Source organism: Bacteroidota bacterium (assembly GCA_025059945.1).
Classification (GTDB): Bacteria; Bacteroidota; Rhodothermia; order JANXDC01; family JANXDC01; genus JANXDC01.
Genome location: JANXDC010000011.1, coordinates 248,188 through 271,687, shown reverse-complemented (window position 1 = coordinate 271,687; position 23,500 = coordinate 248,188). Strand labels below are relative to the sequence as shown.

Here is a 23,500-nt window from a genome sequence, read left to right as displayed (position 1 = left end):
CTCGGCGGAGTTGATCCGGTAGCCTGTGGAGAGGCGGTTTTGCCGGATGCCGAGCTCGCGGTTGATGCGGAAAAGCGAGTTGAGCGCACCCAGGGACTGCGAATCCGAATTGATGCGGGTCAGATCGCCGAACGGCATGGCAGTGCTCCTTCTGTTGCCTGTTCCGTCTTGGGTTCCCAGGCAGGTTATCGGCGATCTCAAAACGATACTTAAGCCCCCGGCCGACCTGCTTGTTTTTCGCAACGCCGGTGGCGTATTTCGCACGAAACCCTTTACCAACCGGAGCGCGGGATGGCGCTTTGGACAGAGCTGGAGCCGTTTCCTGAGCCGCCGATCGTGCGCACCCGCTATCCGGTGATCTTCTTGCACGGCCTCGGCACGGCCGCGCTCATGGTCCGGCGCGGCATGTTCTATCAGATCGCCATGTATCTACGCCAGCACCTGATCTGGGCCTTCTGCCCCAACGTGACTCCTTATGGCAGGATAGAGCAGCGGGCGGCCGAATGGAAGACGCGCATCGAGCGCATCTTGGCGCTTACGGGCGCCGAACGGGCAAACCTCATCGCCCACAGCATGGGGGGCCTGGACGGCCGCTATCTCATCAGCAAGCTGGGCATGGGCCCACAGGTGGCCACCCTCACCACGATCGCCACCCCGCATCGGGGCACGAGCCTAGCCGAGTACGCTTTGGAACAACCGAAGCCGTTTCAAAAAGCCCTCGTAGCCCTGTACAACTGGGTGGGCTCGAAGCTGTATCGCCATAACAGGGGGGAGGTTTTGGCCGCTATCGGAGAGCTCACCCGGGAATTCGTACAGAACGTCTTCAACCCCGAGGTGCCCGATCGACCCGAGGTGCGCTACTTTTCCTTTGCCGGCGCGGCGGGCAAGGGCACCGATACGCCCATCAGCCCCTTTCTGCTCTGGTTCAACGGGCTCATCTACGAACGCGAGGGCCTAAACGACGGCATGGTCTCGGTCGCATCCAGCCGCTGGGGGGATTTTCAGGGCGTTCTGCCGGCCGATCACGCCCAACAGCTCGGCATAAGGCTGGGGACCCAGGAACGATTCGATCCGTATGGCTTTTACTTGGATTGGGTGCGCAAACTAGCCGAAATGGGCTACTAGCAGCCGCAGCGATCACCATGCATGCCATGAGCCCCCTCGAAGAGGCCCTTCGGCGGTGCATCCACTGCGGGATGTGCCTGCCCAGCTGCCCCACGTACGAGATAAGTCAGCGCGAGGAACACTCCCCTCGGGGACGGATTCAACTTTTTCGCTCCTTCTGGGAAGGGGAGCTAGAGCTCTCTCCGCTGATCGCGGAGTCCTTCGCCTACTGCCTGGGCTGTTACGCCTGCAAGACGGCCTGTCCGGCCGGCGTGCGCTACGAATACATCTTCGAGGCGGCCCGCGACGAGCTCGAGGCGCGCTATCCGAATCGGCTCAAGCGGCTTCTTTTGCGCGCCCTTTTCGCGCACCTGAGCTTGCTCCGACTGCTTGCGCTCACGCTGCGCTGGACCGAACAAATAGGGCTGCGCCGCTGGGCCTTGCAGAGCGGATGGTTCGCGCGGCTCTTTCCGCGCCTGGCGCGCCTAGAGCCTTTTGCCCCCCCGATTTCCAGGCGTTTTTCGCGATCGCTCATCCGACCCCTAGAACGGCCCGCTTCGCCTCCTAGGGCCCGGGTGCGGTTTTTGTTGGGATGCGTGATGGATGTGGCCTTCGCCGAGACCAACCGCTCCAGCGTGGATCTGCTGTTGGCCTCTGGGGCCGAGGTGCACACGCCCCTCAATCAGGGCTGTTGCGGAGCGCTGCACGCGCACAACGGCGATCTGCGCACCGCCCGTCGCCTGGCCCAGCGCCTGATCGCTGCACTCGGAGGCCCGGATGCCGAGGCCGTGATTACGAACTCCGCCGGCTGTGGCGCCTTCATGAAAAGCTACGGTGCGCTGCTAGCCGATGATCCGCAGTGGGCAGCCCGGGCGCGGGCCTTCAGCGATCGGGTTCGAGACCTGAGCGAATGGCTCCTGGAGGCGGGTCTCCCGGTTCCGTTGCGCGCACTTCCGGTTCGGGCTACCTATCACGACGCCTGCCACCATGTGCACGCGCAGGGCATCGCCCGCCAACCCCGGACTCTACTCGGCCGCATACCGGAACTAGAGCTAGTGCCCCTGGAAGAGTCGAGCTGGTGCTGCGGAAGCGCTGGAATCTACAGCCTCCTACGGCCGCAGGATGCGGCCCAGCTGCTGGAGCGCAAGCTCGAGCGGCTGCGCCGTACAGGGGCCCAGTGGGTCATCACAGGCAACCCCGGCTGCGTCCTGCAGCTGCGCGCCGGCATCCAAGAGGCAGGTCTGAACATGGCGGTACACCACTACGCGGACGTGCTCCGATGGGCGCTACCGGAGGCATGACGCTGCGCGCCGAGGCGCTGGCCAAGCGCTATCGTAAGCGCTGGGTCGTACAGGAGGTCTCGCTTTCGGTCCGGCAGGGTGAGATCGTGGGGCTGCTCGGCCCCAACGGAGCTGGCAAAACAACCACCTTTTACATGATCGTGGGGCTTGTGCGCCCCGACAGGGGCCGGATTTTCCTGGACGATCGCGATCTGACGCGGCTGCCCATGCACCAAAGGGCGCGCATGGGAATCGGCTACCTGCCCCAGGAGGCCTCCGTGTTTCGATACCTTACGGTGGAAGAGAACCTGGAGGCCGTGCTCGAATTTCAACCCTTGAGCCGACAGGCACGCCGACAAAGGGTTGAGCAGCTCTTAGAGGAGTTCGGGCTCATGCGCGTTCGACGCACCAAGGGGTACGCCCTTTCCGGAGGGGAGCGGCGGCGAACCGAAATCGCCCGGGCTCTGGCCGTAGATCCCAAGTTCATCTTGCTCGACGAGCCCTTTGCCGGAGTCGATCCGATCGCGGTGGAGGATCTGCAGCGCATCGTGGCCGAGCTCAAACGCCGCGGCATCGGGGTGTTGATCACGGATCACAACGTGCACGAGACGCTAGCTATCACGGACCGAGCCTATCTTCTTTTCGAGGGCCGGATCCTGAAGGAGGGCACCTCGCAGTTTCTGGCCAACGACCCCGAGGCGCGCCGGCTGTATCTGGGCGAACGGTTTCGCCTGGAGCGCTACGCGGAATGAGGTCCACAGAGAGCCTGGCGAAAATACGCCACCGTGCGTTGAATCCCCTCCTCCAGCGAAACCTGAGGCTCCCAGCCGAGGCGCCTGTGGATTTTGGCGAAATCCAATACGCTGCGGCGCTGCTCACCGGACCTCGGAGGACCGTGTAGCTCAGGCACATCTGCGCCCACGGCCTGGCGGATGAGCCGAAAGAGCGTCAGCACGTCCGTCTCGCGTCCCGTGCCCACGTTGAAAACCTCGGGCTCCGGGCAAGCTAGCGCCAACAGGTTAGCCCGCACCACATCGCCTACGTAGACGAAGTCACGCGTCTGCAGCCCATCGCCGTAGATGAGGGGCTGCTGCCTGAGCAGCATGCGCTCGGTGAAGATGGCCACCACCCCGGCCTCTCCATGGGGGTTCTGCCGCGGCCCATAGACGTTGGCATAACGCAGCGCTACATACGGGATGCCATACTGCACGTAGTAGTAGTGCAGATACTTTTCGGCCGCCAACTTGCTCACCCCGTATGGGGAGACTGGCTGCACGGGATGCTCTTCATCTTGCGGGGCGTATACGGGCTCCCCGTAGATCGCTCCGCCCGTGGAGGCGAAGATCACCTTGCGCAACCCGTTTCGGCGGCCCGCCTCCAGCAAACGCAGGGTGCCGAGCACGTTTACGTCCGCATCAAACAGAGGGTCGGCCACGGAACGGCGCACGTCCATCTGGGCGGCGTGATGACAGAGCACCTCGAAGCGATGTTCCCCCCACAGGCGTTCGATCTCCGGAGAGCGGATGTCCAGCACGTGCAGGGAAACGCCACGGGGTACGTGCTCAGCGCGGCCCGAGGAGAGGTCATCAACTACGTGCACCTCGTGTCCGGCCTGCTGAAAGGCCGCCGCGACGTGGGATCCGATAAAGCCGGCCCCGCCGGTGACCAAGATCTTCACGGCCCGCTCCGTCTTAGAGCAGCTCCACGGCTAAGGCGCTCGCCCCGCCGCCGCCGTTGCAGATGCCCGCTACGCCGCGGCGCCCCCCATGGATGCGCAGCGCGTGCAGCAGGGTCACCAAAATGCGGGCTCCGGAGCAGCCCACCGGATGTCCTAAGGCCACAGCCCCGCCATGTACGTTCAGCTTCTCCGACGAGATACCCAGCTGTCGGGAGTCGGCGATCGCCACCACAGCAAAGGCTTCGTTGATCTCAAAGAGGTCCACGTCCGAGACGGTCCAGCCAGCCTTGCGCAGGACTTTCGAGATCGCGTCCACCGGCGCCAGGGTAAACCACAAAGGTTCCCGTTCCGCGTCGGCCTGAGCCACAACGCGGGCCATAGGGTTAAGACCCAGGGCGCGCGCCTTCTCGGCGCTCATAAGCACCAAGGCGGCCGCCCCGTCGTTGATTTTCGAGGCGTTGGCGGCCGTAACGGTGCCGTTTTCCTCGAAGGCGGGCTTAAGCTGCGGGATTTTGTCGAAATTCACGCGTCGAAGCTCTTCGTCCTCCCGAAACCGAAGCGGCTCGCCCCTGGGCTGCGGGACCTCAACGGTTACCAGCTCTTCTTCAAACCATCCCTCGCGATGGGCCCGAAGGGCGCGTTCGTATGACCGCACGGCGTAGGCGTCCTGCTCCTGGCGGCTGATCCCCAAGGTGCGCGCGCACAGTTCAGCCGCGTTGCCCATGTGGCAGCCCTCGTAGGCGTCCTCTAACCCATCGTGCAGAAGCCCATCGACGAGCTGCGCATGCCCTAGCCTGTAGCCCCGACGCGCGCCCAGAACGTAGTAGGGCACGTTGGACATGGACTCAAAGCCGCCTGCGACCACCACGTCGGCATCACCGGCCTGGATGGCGTGCACGCCCAGCTGCACGGCCTTAAGCCCAGAGGCGCAGACCTTGTTGATCGTAGTGCAGGGGACCCCGACGGGCAGCCCAGCTTTGAGCGCGGCCTGACGAGCCGGAGCCTGCCGCTCGCCGGCCTGGTAAACGTTGCCCAGCAGCACCTCGTCGACCTGCTCTGGCGCAATACCAGCCCGCAAAACGGCCTCCCGAACCGCTATGGCACCTAACTCCGGACCCGAAAGCGGCGCCAAAGCACCCTGAAAGGACCCTATGCCCGTTCGAACCGCGCTCGCGATCACCACCTCGCGCATGCTCTTGACCCTTCTTGCTCGAGAAACGGCGCTAAAATACACGCGCCGCTTCGCACAAGGCCAATCCAACCGCGGCAAGAAAGGTTAGACAAAGCGCACCGGAAGGCGCAGCGCATCCCGCAGAAGACCCAAATACGCCGACCGGGGGATAGCCACGGCCCCAAAGCGAGCCAGATGTGGGGTGACCCACTGTACATCGAGCAGGGCGAAACCTCGCGCGCGCAACCGCTCCACTAGCGCCACCAGGGCCACCTTGGAGGCATCCCGCTCCCGATGAAACATGGATTCGCCGAAAAACGCCCCGCCTATCGACACCCCGTAGAGCCCGCCCACAAGCTGTCCCTGCCTCCAGCTCTCCACGGAGTGCGCCCAACCTTGTCGGTGTAACTCCCCATACACCGCTATGATGCGCTCCGAAATCCATGTCTCGGCTCGATCCGCGCAGGCCCGGATTACGGCCTCAAAGGCCGTGTTATAGCGGACCTCGAAGCGCCCCTGTCGGTATAGACGCGCTAGCGTCCGAGGTATGCGGAACCGATCCAGCGGCAAAACGCCTCGCGGGTCGGGGCTAAACCAATGGATTTCGGAACTGTCGCGACCCGGGGCCATGGGGAAAAACCCCATTCGATACCCCTTTAGGACCTGCTCCGGCGTAAGCGGCCAGCGCACCTCAGCGGAGAAGCCCATTAGAACCGCTTGCTCCGACCTAAAAACGCCCCCTTACTTTACGAGCTCAGTCCTTGGTTCGCAAGGAGGTTCGCCCCATGGGCCGCGTGGGTCTGTCTTTGCTGCTGGGCTTGGGGAGTGCGCTTGCCGGCTGGGCTCAGCGCACCCATAAACCGTGGACGATAGAGGACGTGATCCAACAGGAAAGCATCACCGGCTTTGACATCTCACCCGACGGCCGAGCCGTGGTCTGGGCCAAGCGTTACGCGGATCCGAAAAAGGATCGACACGTAACCGATCTGTACCTTACGCGCCTTCCGGAGGGTGGAAGCGTGCAGCTTACGCGCGGCGGACACGACGACGCCGCGGCGCGTTTTAGCCCCGATGGCCGCTGGATCGCCTTTCTCTCGGCCCGCAGAGCCGAAGAGCTCAAAGAAGGACGCCAGATCTGGCTCATCCGTCCCGACGGGGGCGAGCCCTGGCCGATCAGCAACCACGAGGGAGGGGTGCGCGCTTTCGCCTGGCGGGATTCGCTTCGGATCGTTTTCCTGGCGCGGGAGGAGCCCACGCTGCGCGAACGCCAGCTTAAGGAGCGCAAGGACGACGCCCAAGTGGTCGAAGATCCGGAGTTTTGGCCGCCGGTCCGACTTTTTGAGCTCGACATCCGAACGCGCAACGTGCGGCGCCTGACGGAGAACACGGACCAGATCCTCGAATTCGCCCTCTCCCCAGACGGGCGTTACATCGTCACCTCCCACAACCAGAGCCCCCACTACGCGGCCGATGCCCGCCAACAGCCCCGCCAGTTTCTGTACGACCTCGTAAGCGGAGAACGCATTGAGATCTTCGCCGAACGGTATCTGGACCCGGGCAACTTTCAGTGGACGCCGGACGCGCGCGGATTTTACGCCACAGACACGCGCGCAAGCGATCCCCAGTGGGAGGGTGCGGGCATCGAGGAGCTTTATTATTTCGACCTGAGCACGCGAACGCACCTTAAGGTACCTTTGGCGTGGGACTGGGGCCTGGGCAGCTTCGGCGTCGTGGTGCCCACCCCCCAGGGGGTGCTGGTGCAGCTGGCCAACGGGACCACAAACCGTCTGGCGCACTACGTGCGCACGCCCTCTGGCTGGGAGCGCCGCTGGGTCTCGATCGCGGACACGAGCCTGTCGCCGGACCACCTGGGCGGCGTGGTCCTAGGTCCGGACGGGCGCACGATAGTTCTAGCGCATTCTCGAGCCAACCGGCCCACGCAATACTTTTGGGGGCGCCTAGAAGGGGAAAGCATTGTGGGCGTGCGGGAATTGGTGCGCCTGAACGCGCACCTGCGGGAGCGCCGCATCGCTCAGACCGAGGTTTTCCGCTGGCGAGGGTCTCGCAACCGCACAATCGAAGGCATCCTGTATTACCCGCACGATTACAGACCGGGGCGCCGCTACCCGCTCATCGTGCTCATACACGGCGGGCCGGCCTCCGTGGACTTAGACGCCTGGCGGGAATCTTGGGCCGGCTACCCCAACTTGCTCGCCCAACGCGGCGCCTTCGTGTTACGGCCCAACTACCACGGATCTTCGAACTACGGGCTGGAGTTCGTCGAGTCCATCAAGGGCCGCTACTACGAATACGAGCTTCCCGACATCCGGCGAGGCGTGGAGGCCCTTATCCAACGGGGCCTCGTGCATTCGGATAGCCTGGGCGTGATGGGGTGGTCCAACGGGGCTATCCTCACGATCGGGCTTACCGTGGAATATCCCACGCTCTTTAAGGCCGCTGCACCCGGAGCGGGCAACGTGAACTGGATCTCCGACTACGGCAACTGCTCCTTCGGCGTCCGCTTCGACGAGTCTTATTTTAAGGGCAACCCTTGGAACAACCTGAAGCACTACCTTGAAAAATCCCCCCTGTTTCGGCTGGATCGGGTCGTAACGCCAACGCTTATCTGCTTCGGCACCGAGGACCGGGCCGTGCCTACGGAGCAAGGATGGCAGCATTACCGCGCCCTGCAGCAGCTGGGCAAGGCCCCGGTCCGCTTCGTTCTTTTCCCGGGCGCGGAGCATAGCCTAGTGCGCCTGTCCCATCAGCGCCGCAAGATGGAGGAGGAGCTAGCCTGGTTTGCACAGTATCTATTCGGGCGATACGACAAACCCAACCCGGCCTACAAGGCCGACTCCCCCCTGGGGGAGCTCTTAAGACGCGCGCAAATAGCCCGCACAGACGGCCTATACGGGATACGGCTAGCCGATGGTACGCTTGTTCCGGAGTTCGTCAAAGCCGACTCCTTCTGGGTGAGCCGCTTTGAGATCACGCGAGCCCAATATCGGGCCTTTCGGCCCGACTATGCGTATCCAGCCGGTACGGATAACTACCCGGCAAACGGGATCTCGCTACAGGAGGCCCAAGCTTATGCGCGGTGGCTGGCCGAAAAGCTGGGCCAGCCGGTTCGCCTGCCCACGGTGGCCGAATTCGAAGCCCTAGAGCGCATCGCACAGGACAAAAGGGCACAAGAGAACACGCTGGACTTCTGGGCCGGATACACGCCGAACCCAGATGAGGTGCAGCTTCTGCAGCGCCAGCTGCAAGAGCTACCCCGAGCGGATGCGCTGCTGTTGGAGGTGGGATCGCGGCCCGGTGCGGGTCCGATGCTGCTATTCGACATCGGGGGCAACGTGGCCGAATGGTGCCTGGATGCCCAAGGAGAAGGCGTTGTGCGAGGGGGCGCGGCCGTTTTGCCCGCCGACCCCAAGGCGTCCTACAGACCTCCTGCGGCCGCCTACGTGGGCTTTCGGCTTGTGCGAGCCAAGCCTTAATCGGCCAGCTGAAAATCAAGCTGCCGCGTTTCCGTGTCGGCCCGAATGGGCACCACGCGCACCCGATCGCCCAGCCGATAACAACGGCCCGTGCTTTGGCCGATCAGGGCGTACCGCCGTTCATCCAGGACGTAATAGTCATCCCGCAGGTCGCGCACACGCACCAAGCCCTCGGCCAGCGTATCCAGTAGCTCGACGAAGAAGCCAAAGGGCGTCACGCCCGATATAACGCCTTCGAAGACCTGGCCGAGGCGTCGGCTCATGTATTCGACCTGCTTGAGCTTAACGGATTCCCGCTCGGCCTCGTCGGCCGCCCGCTCTCGCTGCGAACAGTGCCTGCAGATGGCCTCTAGCTCCTCCGCATCCCAATCCGAACCGCCTCGGCTATAACGATCCAGCAGCCGATGCACCATCAGGTCGGGATAGCGACGGATGGGCGAGGTAAAGTGCGTGTAGTAGCGGAAGGCCAGCCCATAGTGTCCGATGTTGCGCGTGGCGTATACGGCCTTGGCCATGGAGCGCAGCACCACTTGCTCGATGACCCCCTCTTCAGGGCTTCCCTCCACTTCGCGTAGCAGCCGTTGCAGCGAGCGCGCCGTGATCCGGTCCGCCTCCTTTTGGAGGCGATAGCCGAAATGCCGAACGAAAGCGTCTAGCTGGATCAACTTCTGCGGATCCGGCTCATCGTGCACCCGATAGATGAAGGGCCTGGGGCGCCGTCCGCGACGCAAGCGCCCGATGTGCTCGGCCACGGTGCGGTTGGCCAGCAGCATGAACTCTTCGATGAGCTTATGGCTGTCTTTGCGCACCTTGGGGATCACCTCCACGGGTAGGCCGTGCGCATCGAGCACAAACTTGACCTCCGGCAGATCGAAATCCAGGCTTCCGTTGCGCATGCGGCGGGCGCGCAGGCGCTTGGCCAGCTCGTTCATCCGGCGCAGGATCTCCGCAAAGGGGTGCTTTAGGCGCCCCTCCAGGATCGCATCGACCTCCTCATATGTGAAACGGGCCCGGCTGCAGATGACCCCCTTGGTGATGCGGTAGCGAAGAACCCGTCCCTGAGGGGTGAGGTTCAGGATCACGGAGTATACCAGTCGATCCTCCTCCGGCCGCAAGCTGCAAAGGTCGTTCGAAAGGCGCTCCGGCAGCATGGGCAGAGTGCGATCCACGAGGTAAACGCTTGTGGCTCGCCGTAGGGCCTCGCGGTCTAAGGCTGTGCCGGGCCGCACGTAATGGGAGACGTCGGCCACGTGCACCCCCAGTTCATAGGTGCCATCCGGAAGAGGCCGCAAAGCGACGGCGTCGTCGAAATCCTTCGCGTCGGCCGGATCGATGGTAAAGACGATCCAGGGGCGAAAGTCCTCCCGACCCTCTAGATCCGCTGCGCCGATGCGCCCCGACAGGGCCTCAGCCTCCTGAAGCGCGTCCTCCGGAAAAACCGAGGGGACCTCGAAGGCCTTGGCCACAGCCAGCACCTCAACGTCCGATCGCCCCGCCGGGCCAAGCACCTCCACGACGCGCCCCTCGGGGTTGAGGCGGGGGTCGGTCCAGCCCTCCAGATCCAGCTCCACCACCACCTTATCTCCCTCCTGAGCCCCGGCGCGCTCCGCGAGGATCACATCGTGAGGAAACCGGCGGTCATCCGGCTGCAGCACGTACAGGCGCCGAAAACGCCGAACCGTGCCCACCAGGGTTCTTCGGCGGCGCTCCAGCACCTCAACCACCTCCCCTTCGGGGTGCTTTGCCCCAGAGGCCCGGTGGGCGAACAGGGCCACGCGCACTCGGTCTCCGTCCAAGGCCGTGCCCATATGCCGGGGCGAGATGAAGACCTCTGCTGCTCCTTCCTCGGGCGTGACGAAGCCAAAGCCCTGCGGGGTCAGGCGCAGTATACCCTCCAGATAGCGCCGCTCGGGCTCGTAGCCGAAACGCTTGCCTTTGATGCGTTTGATGAGACCAGCCTGCAGGAGCGCCTCCAGAACTAGGCGCACCTCCTGTGTCGCCTGCGGGGTGCGCTGGCCCAGACGGCGGGCGATCTCGCCGGCACGAAAAAACCGACCGGGGTACGTGCGCAGAAAGCGCAGGATGCGTTCGCTAAGCGGCGTCATCTGATCGCGCTGCCCGGACATTCAGTTGCCTCCGCTTTTGGCTCACAGACCGGCCCGCGCGGAGCGAACGCGCTCGCCTCCCCAGAGCACGTATCGCCAGGCTGGGAAATCGGTTCGGTACCGAAGCCCCAGGCCGTATGTTTCGGGACTCAGCTGCCAATAAGTTCCGCCGGTGCGGTGAAAGAACTCCACCGAAAGCCGTCTGCTGAGCCGAAACGCCACGGTCAGGTCCCCAAACCATTGGCCGGCACCCTCAGGGCCACCCGCGGGAGTGTTCGGCGCGCCTACGCCCCCCAGGGTGCCCACGCGTCGGATGAGCAGCCGGTCGTCAAAGAGTCGAAGGGCGATATCCACGTTTACGCCCCCACCCCGCTGCAGATCCTGCAGGTCCAGCTGAATGTCCAGGTTTTCCAGCAGGCCTCGCAGAAGCTGGTTCACCTGGCTGGATAGGAAATACAGCCCTGTGGTCGTGCCCCCAGAGGCGAGCAGCCCTCCGAAGGCCGTAGTCGGCCCCAGGCCGCCCTCTTGCCAAAGCCGACCGGTAAGGAGCACGCTAGCGGCCTCCAGAAGACGGTTTTCGCTCTGGTTGAGCTGCGCGATACGGGCCCGCAGCTGGGGATCGGTCGTCTCCTCCAGCAGGGTGAACTCCAGCGTGACCTCGGGAGTCTGGGTGCGACCGGAAAGCCGCAGCCGAATCCCCAGGGGCACGCGCGCATTGGCCTCGGAACCGGAAAGGCCCAGATCGACCCGCGCCCGATAGAGCGCGGCTAGCTCCAGCTGGGCGTTCACAGGGTCCCCATCCCAGCGGAGCACGCCGCCGGGTTCGAGCTCAAAGCGGCGCACGAACACATCGCGCGCCGTAAAGCGGTACTCACCTTGGCTGACCGAAAAGGAGCCGAAGGTAAAGAAACGGCCCTCGCGCAGCACAAGCTGCAGCCGTCCCGAACCCACAGCGCGCAGCTCATCCCCGATGCGGGGATCGAAAAGGAGCCAAACGGTGGCGCCCTCCGGCGCCGTTATGTTGAGCGTCATCTCCAGGGCCTCTAGAAAACTGCGCTCCCGGGACGCGCCGGCCAGAGCGCGCGGCCGGGGGCTTGGCGAGGCGGAAAGCGTATCCAGCAGGGGTACGGGCTCTAGGTACACGATAAAGCCATCGGCGGCTTCCTCAAGCTCCTCGCTGCGGACCGTCAGAAACAGCTCGGAGCGGGGATCGGCCGTGGCTTCGATCCAGAGCACCGGCCGCGATTCGGGTCCGGTGAGGCTAAAGCGGCCCGAGGCGCTTACGGTCCCATAGAAAAGCTCCCCTGTGCGCTCTCGATTGTCTAACACCAACAGGTTTTGGGCCTCCCCGCGCAGATCAAAGGCCCACTGGCCCCAACGTCCGTTGTGAAAAAGACGTCCCTCAAGCCGGCCCGAGCCTCCTCGGTCATCCTGAAGCGCAAGGTTGGTCAGCTCAAGCGCCCGAGGCGAGAACCGAATCGAGCCTGAGACCGTAAGCTCGGCGTCGAACTGACTTAATCGGACCCGCGCGGAGCCGATTTGCGCCGTTCCCTCCAGAGCGAAAGCGCCCGGATGGCCCTCTAAACGCAGCTCCCCGGAGGCCCAGCCGCCGACTTGGGAGAAGAGATCCGCAAGCAGATATTCCAAGAAGAAAAGATCTAAGGCCTCTAGATGCGCCTCGGCTCGCAGCACCGGCTCATCGGGAGCCTGGGTGCGCAAAGACCAGGAGCCGATGAGCTCGGCCTTGTTGGCGATCCCGATCCGACCGGGAGGCAAATCCTTGTGCAAGCGCACGGAGAAGATGGCGCGCTCCCCTTGAGGATCGAACCGGCTTTCGGCCTCCAGATCCCCCAGCAAAGCCTCATCCACCTGCAGGCCGCGCACGCGAAGCGCGCCCGTAAGGGCCCCCCAAGCGCCTGGAAGCCCTCGCAGCGCAAGTCGGGCTTCCAACTGTCCGGCCAACCGAATGGGGCTCTGCAGAAGTTCGGATAGCTCCGCCATCTGCAGAGCTTCTATGTAAAGTTCCAGTGAATCGCGCTCCGCCGACCCCAGACGGCCCCGAATGCGCAGCCGCTGCGGGCCGTTGACCAGCTCCAGGGCCTCAACGCTTAGGCCCTCGGCCGACAGCACAAGGCGCCCCTCTTCGGGGTTGCGCCACGCGTATGCGGGGGTGCCGACGTACAGGTCGATGAGCGTAAAGTGGCTTTGCCCGGCCTGCTGGCTTAGCAGGCCGGAGGCCTGCAGGCGGACGTCGGGCTCTTGCCCCCGTAGGCTCAGGTACCACTCCGTAAGCGGAGCTCGGTAAGCGGCTAAAGCCTCCAATTGCGCTAGACGTCGGGGCCCTAGCGCGAGATCCCGCAGCTGGGCCTGAAAGCGATACCCCCACCTCATGGGCGTTGCGCGGAGCACCGAGGCCTCCAGCTGCATCCGCGCAGATCCCATCGAGGCCGCTGGGCTGCGCAAGGAGTCGGCCTGCAAAAGCAAGCGCATGCGCAGGCTATCGGGTTCGGCTCGCGCCTCCCAGGATCCCACTCCGATCCAGGCCCACTCTGCTGCGGACGCCCACCAAGACCGCAGCGCCGCAAGCCGTTTGGGTCGCCACCGCAGGGCGACCCACGTGCCGGGCTCTGGGGCGCGAACCGCCGCGAAGGCGGCGCTATCCGACCCAAGCGCCCTAAGCTCGTTCGCATAGCCCTGAAAACGCAGCGCCCAGTAGCGAGACAGGTCCGCTAGCCCCTCCCAGCTGAAGCGCCCCTCTAGCTCCGCCTCTAGAGCGGAGGAGTCGAAGCGGATCCGCTTTTGCCCTTGCGGGGTGCTCTCCAGTTCCAGTTGGGCTTCCAGGGCCTCCTCCGGTTGCGGACCCTCTAGGCGCAGCGCCGCGCTTGCGGAAAGCGACTCCCAATCCGGCCCGCGCGTCTCCACGGACCAGCGACCCGAAAGCGGTGCGGCATCTCGTGATCCCTCCTTGAGCCAGCGCCATGGCATCCAGTCGGTGAAACTGCCCTGCAGGCGCACCTCTTCGGGCCAGAGGCGCAAGGCCGCAAAGCGGGCGTGACCTTCAAGGGCAAACGCCCCATCGGGGCTTAGCAGGGCAAGCCGCGCCGCCGCAAGCCGATCCGCCCAGGATAGCTCCGCCCAAAGCGAGTCGATGCGCATCCGCTGCCAGCGCGAACCCACAAGGCGAGCGCGCACCTCCACGGAGGCCCGCTGCCAGTTCACATCCCGCCCTCTTAGCTCGAGTGCGCCGTTAAAGGCTCCCTCAGGGGCCTGAGGGCCTAGCCAACGTGCGGGGTTCCAGCTGCTCAGGCGAACGAGGCCGGCGTACTGCGCGGGCCCATTTTGGGGGAGCTTGACGTTGAGGTCTGTCTCCAGCGCCCCCGACTCCGATCCGCCGTCTAGGCGCAGCTGGGCCACCCAATCGCGCAGAAACCCATCCAGGCGCCCTTCCAGGTTGAGCCGATCCGGAAGCGTAGGAGGCGTTATGCGCAGCAGATCGGCATAGGGCCGCCAGTCTGCCGCCAGGACCCGGCTGGGCTCTAGGCGCAAGCTCAGGAATGCGCGCCGCCAATCCGGAAGCCCCCGGATGTCTCCGCGCAGCCGCAGCGCGGACTCCCGCCAATGCAGGGCCGCGGTGCGCAACCGCAGCCGATCCAGGCGCCCTTCGGCCCACAGCTCAACCCAAAGCGTGTCGCGGCTCGGAACCGGCAGCCAAGAGGCCAGCTCCTTAAGCGCGATCTGCGAGGGCTGCAAGCGCACCTGTAGCGCTTCGCTTCCGAGCCTACTGGGCCGTTCGCGCCATCCGGCGCCTCGCAGCCGAAGCTCTAAGGCCAGCCGACTCCGCTCGGTCTCCAAGCGCAGCCGATTTACCTCCAGGCCCGCGCTATCCAAATAGAGCTGGCCCTCTAGACGTCGCAGGTGAAGGCCCTGGCGGGGGAGCTCGGCCTCAAGGTGGCTGAACTCCACAAGTTGATAGTCCGTCCCCCACTCCAGGTGGATCCTAGCGGAGGCCGACAGGAGCTCCCCTATCTGCCCCTCGGCTTGCCATAGACGAGCCCGCCGCCAGGAGAGCCAATCCACATACAGTAGCCAGCTTGGGCCGGGGCGCTCGAGGGGGGGCGGCCTGCGGGGGGCCAGGGCCTCCCAAAGCGCCCAAGGGCGCTGTGGGGCATGCCGGAAGAGCGCTAGGCGTAGGCCTGAGGCGTGCACAGAGCGGAAGACGATGCGGTTTCGCAGCAGCTCTAGGGGCCGCAGGGCCAGCTCCAGCGTATCGACCCACAGCACGGGCACCCCCTCGGGATCGCGCAGCCCGATATCGAGCAGGCGAAACCGATTCCAACCCAGAGGCACGATATCCCCCACGTGCAAGCGCCCCTGAAAGCGCGCAGCGAAGGCCTCTTCAAGCCGTTCCCTTAACAGCCCCCGACCGGTTGGCGAGAGGGCGAACAAGGCGGCGCCCAACGCACCCCAGAGCGCTAGCCAGAACGCAAACCGTATCCCAGCCCAGAGGTAGCGCATACTAGCGCTTGCCTTGAACCCACTGCCAGGCCTCTTGGGCCTCTTCGGGGCGCACAAATTCCAGCACGGGATCACCTAGAGCGCGCAGCAACACGAAGCGTAGCCCACTCATCTGACGCTTTTTATCCCGCTCTAGGTGCGGCCACAGTTCTGAGAAGCTCACGTCACGCGGCCAATCCGGAACGGGAAGGCGCTCCAGCAGATCGGCCGCCTCCGCAAAGGGGAAATCCACATAGCGACGCGCCGAAAGCCAGCAGGCTGCCCACATGCCAACGGCCACGGCCTCGCCGTGTCGATAGCGCTCGTATCGAGTGGCCGCCTCCAAGGCATGCCCCAGTGTGTGGCCAAAATTCAGCACGGCGCGCCGGTTTTCTTCGCGCTCATCCTCGGCCACGATGCGCGCCTTAATCTGCACACACCGCTCGATAAGCGAAGCCAAAATGGCCGGATCGCGCTCCTCGATTCCCCGCCAGTTCTCCCGTAGCAAGGTGCGCAGCGGCTGGCCGTCGATAAGAGCGTATTTTACGACCTCGGCCAGCCCCGAGGCCCATTCTCGCTCCGGAAGGCTTCGAAGCAGCTCCGGATCGACAAACACCGCCCAGGGCTGGTAAAAGACCCCGATCAGGTTTTTGCCGCGCACGTGATTGACGCCGGCCTTGCCTCCGATAGCGGCGTCAACTTGCGCCAGCAGCGTCGTAGGCACTTGCACAAAAGGTAGGCCCCTTAGTAGGGTGGCCGCTAGCATGCCTGCTACATCGCCCACGACGCCGCCGCCCAAAGCGAGCACGAGCGTGCGCCGGTCCAGCGGCTCCCGCAGGGCCTGATCGTACAGATGGGCCAAGCTCTGCAGGGATTTGCTCTCTTCTCCGGCCGGGATCTGCAGCAGCCGAACACGGCAGCGAGCCCGCTCTAAGGCGCGCAGCAGAGGTTCCGCATACAGCTGGGCTACCCGTTCGTCCGAGAGCAGGAGCACGTGTTCCCGGGGGATGTCGTAACGCGCTAAGCACTGGGGAAGCTGCTCCAGTAGCCCCGGGGCGATGCCGACGGGATAGGTCCGCTCCCGCGTATGCACCCAGCATACGATCATGGCCAGCTCGGCACGTCTTGGCCCTCGATCCGAGCTCGCACCTCACAGGCGATGGCCTCGGCCAGCAGATCAGGGGCCAAGGCGGCGTCGTAGACGCGGTGCGCGCGCATGTATATGGGATCGCGGTCGGCCCACAGCTCCTCTAGCGAGCGATAGCGCAACAAGGGCCGTTCTTCGTGAGCCGTTCGCTGCCGCAATAGCTCAGGCCAGGCCCGAAGATACACCACCCAGCCGTGCTCCAAGGCCCAATCCATAAGCCCGGGCTGGGCGAGCGTACCTCCTCCGGTGGCGATGACGTGTCGAATCCAACCGGCCGATTCCTCCAGCAGCTCCCGCTCCAGGGCGCGAAAAGCCCATTCCCCCTCGCGCGCGAAGATCTCCGCGATGCTCCGATGGGCGCGCTGCTCCAGGAGCCGGTCCAAGTCCACGAAGGCCCATCCCAGGCGGCGGGCCACCAGGGGGCCCACTGTGCTTTTGCCGCTTCCGGGAAGGCCCGTTACGTAGAGCCGCTCTGGTCGCATATGCGATAAAAATAAGGGCGACGGCTTCGCGCCTGCCACCTAGGCTGAAGCTTCGGGGCGAACGACCTTCTGCCGACTTTGAGATAAACGAATCAGGAAACTATGGCGATCCAGAACAGGGGCTGCACGCCGCGCAGGTTGCCGATCTTAACGCCCTCTCCAGCAAGGCCCTGAGCGGACGCTCGGAGCTCAACTGCTGCGCTTCAGCTGTTCGATCTCATCGCGCAACCTGGCGGCCAGTTCGTAGTCTTCGTTTTCGATGGCCCGCTGGAGGGCCTCCTGCAGTTCGGCCAGTCGATCCGCCCGGGAGGCACCCCGTGCGCGCCGCGGCGGGGAGGTGGGGCTATGCTCTTCCTCGGACTCGGGCTCCACCGGTATGCCCGCCTCCTCTAGTACGGATTCGGCCACGTAGATAGGAGCCTCTACTCGCACAGCCAAGGCGATGGCGTCGCTGGGACGGGCATCCAGTGCGTCTTCTAGGCCGTTGTGCTCGTAGCGGATTTGGGCGTAAAAGGTGCCATCGCGCAGATCGTGGATGTAGACCTCCTGCACGTGCACATTGAGGGCCTCTAGCATATTGCGCATCAAATCATGCGTCATCGGTCGGGGGGGGCGTACTTTCTCCAGCTCGATGGCGATGGCCTGAGCTTCAAAAGCGCCAATGATGATGGGTAACCGGCGCGAGCCCGCCACCTCCTGCAGAATGAGCGCATACGCCCCTCCTCCGGCCATGCCGGAGGAGATCCCCAGGATTTCGACCTGAACCTTGTGCTCCAAGGACACCTGCCCTTACACGTACTTCTTGTGCCTAAGATGCACGGCTCCTAAAGCCTTGTCAAGTCCCGCAGCGGGCGCTGGGAGCGGCTTCACGGGTGCACCGTTTTCTTGAGGACCTCGATAAGCTGCGGCACCACTTCAAAGGCGTCTCCTACGATCCCGTAGTCGGCCACCTGAAAGATGGGGGCTTCGGGGTCCTTGTTGATAGCCACGATCACCTTAGAGCCGCTCATGCCAGCCAGATGTTGGATCGCCCCGGATATACCGACGGCAACGTAGAGCTTGGGCGTGACCACCTTGCCCGTCTGCCCCACCTGCTCCGCATGCGGCCGCCAGCCGGCATCGACCACTGCGCGGGAGGCCCCCACGGCCCCACCCAGCAGCGCGGCCAGCTCTTCGATCATCCAGAAGTTCTCAGGCCCCTTTAATCCTCTTCCTCCGGAGACGACGATATCGGCCTCGGCTACGTCCAGCTTGCCGGCCGAGGCCACGATCTCAAGGGCCCGGCCACGCAAATCGGCTTCCTCAATGGACACGGCAAACGGCTCCACCTGAGCGCGCCTGTCGTCTTCGGGGGCCCCGGCCGGGAACACGTTGGGTCGCAGCGAGATGACCTGCCGCTCCGCCTCGAAGGCCAACGTGGCGAAGGCTTTACCTGAGTAAACAGGCCGAACGGCCACCAGAGACCCATTCTCCACGCGCAAGCCGGTCACATCGGGCGCAAAGGCCGCATCAAGTCGCACGGCCAGGCGCGGCGCTATGTCCTTGCCCTGCGCCGTGGCGGGCACAAGCACTAGACGGGCCCTTTTGGCCTCGGCGGCCGCGCTCAAGGCCTTCGCATAGGCGGCCGGAGCAAAGGAGGCCAACTCCGGCTGATCGATCAGCAACACCCGTTCTGCCCCATAGGCGCCCAGGCTCGGGGCCACCTCCGTCAGGCCGGATCCGATCACGACGGCGTAAAACGGTAGCCCCAGCTCACGGGCGAGCTCACTTGCCTTTCGCACTACCTCGAAGGCGGACTTGCGAAAAACACCGTCTCGCTGTTCGGCATACGCTATGATGGACATGCTCGGCAGGACTCCTCTCGCTAAATAACCCCGGCCTCCTCGTGCAGAAGCCGCACCAGCTCCTCGGCCGATTTCACGAACTTGCAGCCCTTCTTGGGCGGCGGCAACTCCAGGCGCACCACCCGCATGGTAGCCCGTCCTCCAACGGGCTGGCGCACCGCGATGGGCTTCTGTTTGGCCTTCATGATATCGGGCAGCTTGGGCAGACGCGGATTGTTTAGGCCCCGCTGACAGGAGATCACACAGGGGAGCGTGATCTGCCCCAGCTCCTTGCCCCCTTCGACCTCGCGCTCGTAGGTGGCCACCGACCCGTTCAGCGTGAAACGCACCACGACAGAGGCGTTGGGCCAGCCCAAAAGCTCGCCCAGGGCCGCGGCCATAGCCGCCCCGTTGAAGCTCACGGTCTCCTTGCCCACAAAGACGATGTCGGGGGCCTCTTCGCGCAAAACGTCCGCGAGCCAGCGCGCGGCCACCAAGGTGTCCTCCGGCTCTCCGTCGATGCGCACAGCCCGATCCGCGCCCATGGCGAGCACCTTGCGGATCGTGGGCTCCGTCTCGGGTCCCCCGATGCAGAGAGCCACCACCTCACCGCCTGCCTTCTCCTTCGTGAGCAAGGCCTCTTCGACGGCGAACTCATCATACGGATTGAGCACGTACGTCACACCTGTGGGATCGATCGAGCGCCCATCGGCGCCGATGCGCACCTTGGTCGCCGTATCGGGCACATGGGCGATGCAAACGGCGATCTTCATAGGCCTGTCTCCAACTTGCTAAAGCCGAAGCCGAGCGCCTGCAGGACCTCCTGTAGCGCCTCGGCCAAGCGGTCGTTCTCTGAGGGCGCGCCCACGCTGGCGCGCAGGCAACGCTCCATTTGGGGATAAGCGGATACGTCCCGGACCAGCACCCCGCGCGCAACCAGCGCCTCGAAAACAGAGGTGGCCGGAAAGGGGGTGCGGAAAATTACGAAATTCGTCCACGAGGGCCAAACTTCGACCCCCTTTATGTCGGCAAGCAGACGGCGCAACCGCTCCCGCTCGGCTTTGAGCCGATTTAGCTGCTGCCGTATCCATGCGTCGTGTTCGAGCGCGGCGAGCGCGATCGCCTCATCCCATCGGCTGATCGCAAAGGGGATTTTGGCTTTGTAGAGCTCCGCAACAAGAGCGGAAGCGCCCACAAGATAGCCGATCCGAACCCCTGCGAGCGCGACGGCCTTCGAGAAGGTGCGCAGCACGAGCACATGGGGCCGCTCCGGCAACAGGGTCAAGGCTGAGGGCTGATCGGAGAACTCCCCGTAGGCCTCATCCACGAGCACAAGCCCCGGGGCCTCCTCCGTCAGCTCGCGGACCTCGGACAGCAGCAGCCTGCTAGCCGTGGGGCTATTCGGGCTTACCAACACCAGAAGCGCCGGGCTCCAGCGGCGCAGCGCGCTCCGGATCGCCTCCACGTCAAAGCCCCCGTCCGGGCGCAGGGGCACCCGCACGGGATCGCCCTCGTAGTAGCGCACAAGCTTCTCATAAAGGGCGAACGTAGGACTGGGCAGCAGCACGCGCACACCCGGACGCACCACGGCGCCCAGAACAAGGTACATGAGCTCATTGGATCCGTGCCCGACCAGCACCTGATCGGGCTCAAGCCCCCAATGCCGGGCCAGGGCGGCGGTCAGCTCCCTTGGGTACTCCTCCGGATAGCGGTTCCAGGGCAACGCGCGCAATCGCTCCAACACGCGCTCCTTGATGAACGGAGGCCAATCGAAGGGGTTTTCGTTTTGGTTGAGCTTCACCGGGGCCGAAAGGCCCCCCTCCACCCGATATGGGCGCAGCGCGCGCACCGCAGGGCGGATCTGCGCCAGGGCGCGCGCCAAGGCGAGCTCATATGCGCCGGTCGCTACGGGCACGGCTCTGTCAGGCGCGCTTGCACGGCCTCCGCGTGCGCCGGCAGGCCCTCGGCCCGGGCCAGCCGGATCACAAACGGAGCCGCGCGCGCAAGGGCCTCCTGATCGTAAGCGATCACGCTGGAGCGCTTCAGAAAATCCCATACGGAAAGGCCAGAGGCAAACCGGGCCGATCCGCCGGTGGGCAGCACGTGGCTGGGTCCGGCCCAGTAGTCGCCTATGGGCTCCGGGCTGTACGGCCCCAAGAAAACGGCCCCGGCGTGCCGAACATAGGGTAGCACGGACCACGGATCGGCCACGTACAGCTGCAGGTGTTCCGGAGCCAGCTCGTTAGAGACCGCCACGGCTTCCCGCAGGCCCTCTACGACAAGACAGGCCCCCTGCTGCCGAAGCGAACGCTCCAAGATCGCCCGGCGCTCCAGATTCGGCCAGCGCCGCCAAAGCTCCCGCTGCACGGCTTGGGCCAGGGGCTCTGAGGGCGTTATAAGCACAGCGCAAGCCTGTTCGTCGTGTTCGGCCTGGCTCAACAGATCGGCCAACACCCAATCGGCCCGGGCCGTGTCGTCGGCCAAAACGACGATCTCACTCGGACCGGCGATCTGGTCTATGCCCACTTGGCCGTAAAGGAGTTGTTTGGCGGCCGCCACGTAGGCGTTTCCGGGCCCCACGATCTTGTCCACGGCGCGGATCGAGTCCGTGCCCAAGGCGAGGGCCGCGATCGCCTGCGCTCCGCCCACGGCGTAGACCTCCTCCAGGCCCAACCGCCAGGCCACGGCGGCCACAAGCGGATGCACGCGGCCGGTGGTAGGATCCGGAGGCGAGGCGAGCGCGATCTCGAGCACACCCGCCACCTGAGCCGGGATGACGCTCATCCAGACGCTCGACGGGTAGGCCGCCTTACCGCCCGGCGCGTAGACGCCCACGCGCCCCAGGGCGGTCCAGCGTTGCCCCAAAAGCACCCCGGGCTCGGGCTCTATCCAGCTGCTCGTGGGCCGCTGGGCCTCATGAAAGCGCCGCACCCGGGCGATGGCCCCGTCGATGGCCTCTTGCAGCGCCGGATCCAGATCGCGCCAGGCGGCCTGTAGGTACTCGGCCGGCATGCGGAGCGGTTGCGGCTCCACCCCGTCAAGTTGGCGGCTCAGGCGCCTGAGCGCCGCATCGCCCTCCCGACGCACCGCCTCCAGAATCTCCTCCACGGTTTTGCGCAGTTCCTGCTGCTGTAACGACCAGCGCCTGCGACGGCGCCCCAGAAAGGCCGCGACCTCCGATCCCTTGAAAATCGGCAGCATCTCTAGAAGGCCGCGCTTACGTTTCGCAGAACCTGTTCGGCTAGCCACGGGAAAAGCGGAGTGGCCGCCAGCACAGCCGAGGGCACAGCCAGAGACAGCAGCACAGCCCGGCTCACCCAGGAGATAGCCGGCAGGGGCTGAGAAAGCTCAGCGCTTCTGAAGAACATGTAGTATGGGGCCTTCAGATAGTAGTACAGCGAAATGACGCTGTTCAGAAGGCCCGCTACAAGCAGGACAAGCATGCCGGGATCACCGGAGGTTTCGTACGCGACCCAGACGGCGGAGAACAGCAACAGCTTGCCCGCAAAGCCGGCCGTTGGGGGCAAGCCCGTAAGTCCCACCATGAAGACCGTCATCACGGCCCCCAAAAGGGGCATCGCCCAGCCCAAGCCGGACCAGGCGCGCACATCCTCCGAACCCGTGGCGTTGGCTACGGCCATCACCACCCAGAAGGCCCCGAAGGTAAGAAGACCGTACACAACCAAATAAAAGACCAGCGCTTGCAGGCCCAGTTCCCCCAGGGCGGCTGCGCCCATGAGCGCGTATCCGGCGTGCGCGATGCTGGAGTAGGCCAACATGCGCTTAAGGTTGTGCTGCCCAATCGCGGCCAAGTTGCCCAGGGTCATCGTCAGAAGCGCGATCACAACCAGCAGCGCGGATCCCTCCAGGCGGGCGAAGAGCTCCTCGGCCCCCAGGCCGATGATGAGAAAACGCACCAGGGCCGCAAAACCGGCCGCCTTAGGCCCCACCGCAAGCAGGGCCGCCACGGGCACCGGCGCCCCTTCGTAGGCGTCTGGAGCCCAGAAGTGAAAAGGCACGGCCGCGATTTTGTATCCGAAGCCCACAAGGGCCAGCAACACGGCTAACGTCAAAACGGGACCGGAGTCGACTTGGGTCAGCCGCTCAGAGAGCGCATACAGCTCCAAGGTCCCGGTAAGCCCGTATAGCAAGGAGAACCCGTAGAGCAGGAAGGCCGACGAAACGGCCCCGTATAGGATGTATTTGAGCCCCGCCTCGCTCGCCTTGGGATCGTCTTTGAGGTAACCGACCAGCACGTACGAACAGAGCGAGACAAGTTCAATGGCCAGGTACAGCGCCACAAGATGCGCCGCACTGGCCATAAGATAGAGACCGAAGATAAGCCCCACGAGGATGGCGTAATACTCCCCCATGCTGCGCCGATGCAGACGCAGCGGAAGCGATTCCATCGAAGCGATCACAGCTAGCGCGCCGGCCAGGGCGAACAACAACTTAAAAAGGCCCGCGTATCCGTCGGCAACGAGCAGCCCGTAGAAAAGATATACCCCGGCCGATGCGCCCCCTAGATCGGAAAGGCCCACCAGTACGCCGGATAGCAACAACCCCAAGAGGGCGATCACGGGCAGGACAGGACTTCGATTCCGGCCCAGAATAAGATCGGCCAAAATAAGCAGGATAAACGTCAGCAGCAGCGTCGCCTCAGGCCAGAACCGGTTGAGGCTTTCCCCTATCATCTGCCAGGTGTGCGCGTCCATAGTCGCT

17 protein-coding genes are annotated in these 23,500 nt (G+C 64.6%); 4 read left to right on the top strand and 13 right to left on the bottom strand.

Annotated features, from left to right (window positions below; all coding sequences use genetic code 11):
* The first annotated feature begins 291 nt into the window (after positions 1-291).
* From NZ993_07030 to lptB, 3 genes are read left to right on the top strand one after another with little or no spacing between them, the layout of a single operon-like run.
* Positions 292-1,125 (top strand): hypothetical protein, encoded by an 834-nt coding sequence (locus NZ993_07030; protein ID MCS7155542.1) that lies wholly within the window; start codon positions 292-294, stop codon positions 1,123-1,125.
* Positions 1,126-1,151: 26 nt separating this feature from the next.
* The gene (locus NZ993_07025; protein ID MCS7155541.1) at positions 1,152-2,405 is read left to right on the top strand and encodes a (Fe-S)-binding protein; all 1,254 of its coding nucleotides are present in this window, start codon (positions 1,152-1,154) and stop codon (positions 2,403-2,405) included.
* Entirely contained in the window at positions 2,384-3,136 is a 753-nt protein-coding gene (gene lptB / locus NZ993_07020) for an LPS export ABC transporter ATP-binding protein (protein MCS7155540.1), read from the top strand. The genes NZ993_07025 and lptB overlap by 22 nt, the downstream gene beginning before the upstream one ends.
* On the opposite strand, the gene NZ993_07015 is transcribed toward lptB, so the two are convergent.
* The 3 genes from NZ993_07015 to aat form a co-directional block, all read right to left on the bottom strand.
* Complete coding sequence (locus tag NZ993_07015) at positions 3,124-4,062, bottom strand: GDP-mannose 4,6-dehydratase (protein MCS7155539.1); 939 nt, start codon at positions 4,060-4,062, stop codon at positions 3,124-3,126. The two genes, lptB and NZ993_07015, sit on opposite strands and share 13 nt — an antisense overlap.
* 13 nt (positions 4,063-4,075) lie before the next feature.
* Entirely contained in the window at positions 4,076-5,254 is a 1,179-nt protein-coding gene (locus NZ993_07010; GenBank protein MCS7155538.1) for an acetyl-CoA C-acyltransferase, read from the bottom strand.
* An 84-nt stretch (positions 5,255-5,338) separates the two neighbouring features.
* Positions 5,339-5,941 carry a leucyl/phenylalanyl-tRNA--protein transferase gene (gene aat / locus NZ993_07005; protein MCS7155537.1) on the bottom strand — a complete coding sequence of 201 codons (603 nt, stop codon included), beginning with the start codon at positions 5,939-5,941 and terminating at the stop codon, positions 5,339-5,341.
* Positions 5,942-6,018: 77 nt separating this feature from the next.
* Here aat and NZ993_07000 point away from each other — a divergent pair, with 77 nt between their 5' ends.
* The gene (locus NZ993_07000) at positions 6,019-8,727 is read left to right on the top strand and encodes a prolyl oligopeptidase family serine peptidase (GenBank protein ID MCS7155536.1); all 2,709 of its coding nucleotides are present in this window, start codon (positions 6,019-6,021) and stop codon (positions 8,725-8,727) included.
* Here NZ993_07000 and rnr read toward each other — a convergent pair.
* The 10 genes from rnr to NZ993_06950 form a co-directional block, all read right to left on the bottom strand.
* Positions 8,724-10,853 carry a ribonuclease R gene (gene rnr, locus NZ993_06995; GenBank protein ID MCS7155535.1) on the bottom strand — a complete coding sequence of 710 codons (2,130 nt, stop codon included), beginning with the start codon at positions 10,851-10,853 and terminating at the stop codon, positions 8,724-8,726. The genes NZ993_07000 and rnr overlap by 4 nt on opposite strands.
* Positions 10,854-10,874: 21 nt before the next feature.
* Positions 10,875-15,347, bottom strand: a complete 4,473-nt coding sequence (locus tag NZ993_06990; protein ID MCS7155534.1) for a translocation/assembly module TamB domain-containing protein — start codon at positions 15,345-15,347, stop codon at positions 10,875-10,877.
* Between the two features lies 1 nt (position 15,348).
* Complete coding sequence (gene aroB, locus NZ993_06985) at positions 15,349-16,434, bottom strand: 3-dehydroquinate synthase (GenBank protein ID MCS7155533.1); 1,086 nt, start codon at positions 16,432-16,434, stop codon at positions 15,349-15,351.
* Positions 16,431-16,955 (bottom strand): shikimate kinase, encoded by a 525-nt coding sequence (locus tag NZ993_06980; protein ID MCS7155532.1) that lies wholly within the window; start codon positions 16,953-16,955, stop codon positions 16,431-16,433. The genes aroB and NZ993_06980 overlap by 4 nt, the downstream gene beginning before the upstream one ends.
* Before the next feature lie 189 nt (positions 16,956-17,144).
* The gene (locus tag NZ993_06975; protein MCS7155531.1) at positions 17,145-17,687 is read right to left on the bottom strand and encodes a DUF151 domain-containing protein; all 543 of its coding nucleotides are present in this window, start codon (positions 17,685-17,687) and stop codon (positions 17,145-17,147) included.
* Between the two features lie 134 nt (positions 17,688-17,821).
* A complete protein-coding gene (locus NZ993_06970) occupies positions 17,822-18,799 on the bottom strand; it encodes an electron transfer flavoprotein subunit alpha/FixB family protein (protein MCS7155530.1) in 978 nt (325 codons plus the stop codon).
* A gap of 20 nt (positions 18,800-18,819) precedes the next feature.
* Entirely contained in the window at positions 18,820-19,551 is a 732-nt protein-coding gene (locus NZ993_06965) for an electron transfer flavoprotein subunit beta/FixA family protein (GenBank protein MCS7155529.1), read from the bottom strand.
* Positions 19,548-20,693: a histidinol-phosphate transaminase gene (gene hisC / locus NZ993_06960; GenBank protein ID MCS7155528.1), complete on the bottom strand. Its 1,146-nt coding sequence runs from the start codon at positions 20,691-20,693 to the stop codon at positions 19,548-19,550. The genes NZ993_06965 and hisC overlap by 4 nt, the downstream gene beginning before the upstream one ends.
* Positions 20,684-21,979, bottom strand: a complete 1,296-nt coding sequence (gene hisD, locus NZ993_06955) for a histidinol dehydrogenase (GenBank protein ID MCS7155527.1) — start codon at positions 21,977-21,979, stop codon at positions 20,684-20,686. The genes hisC and hisD overlap by 10 nt, the downstream gene beginning before the upstream one ends.
* Before the next feature lie 2 nt (positions 21,980-21,981).
* Complete coding sequence (locus tag NZ993_06950; protein MCS7155526.1) at positions 21,982-23,493, bottom strand: NADH-quinone oxidoreductase subunit N; 1,512 nt, start codon at positions 23,491-23,493, stop codon at positions 21,982-21,984.
* Positions 23,494-23,500 lie beyond the last annotated feature (7 nt).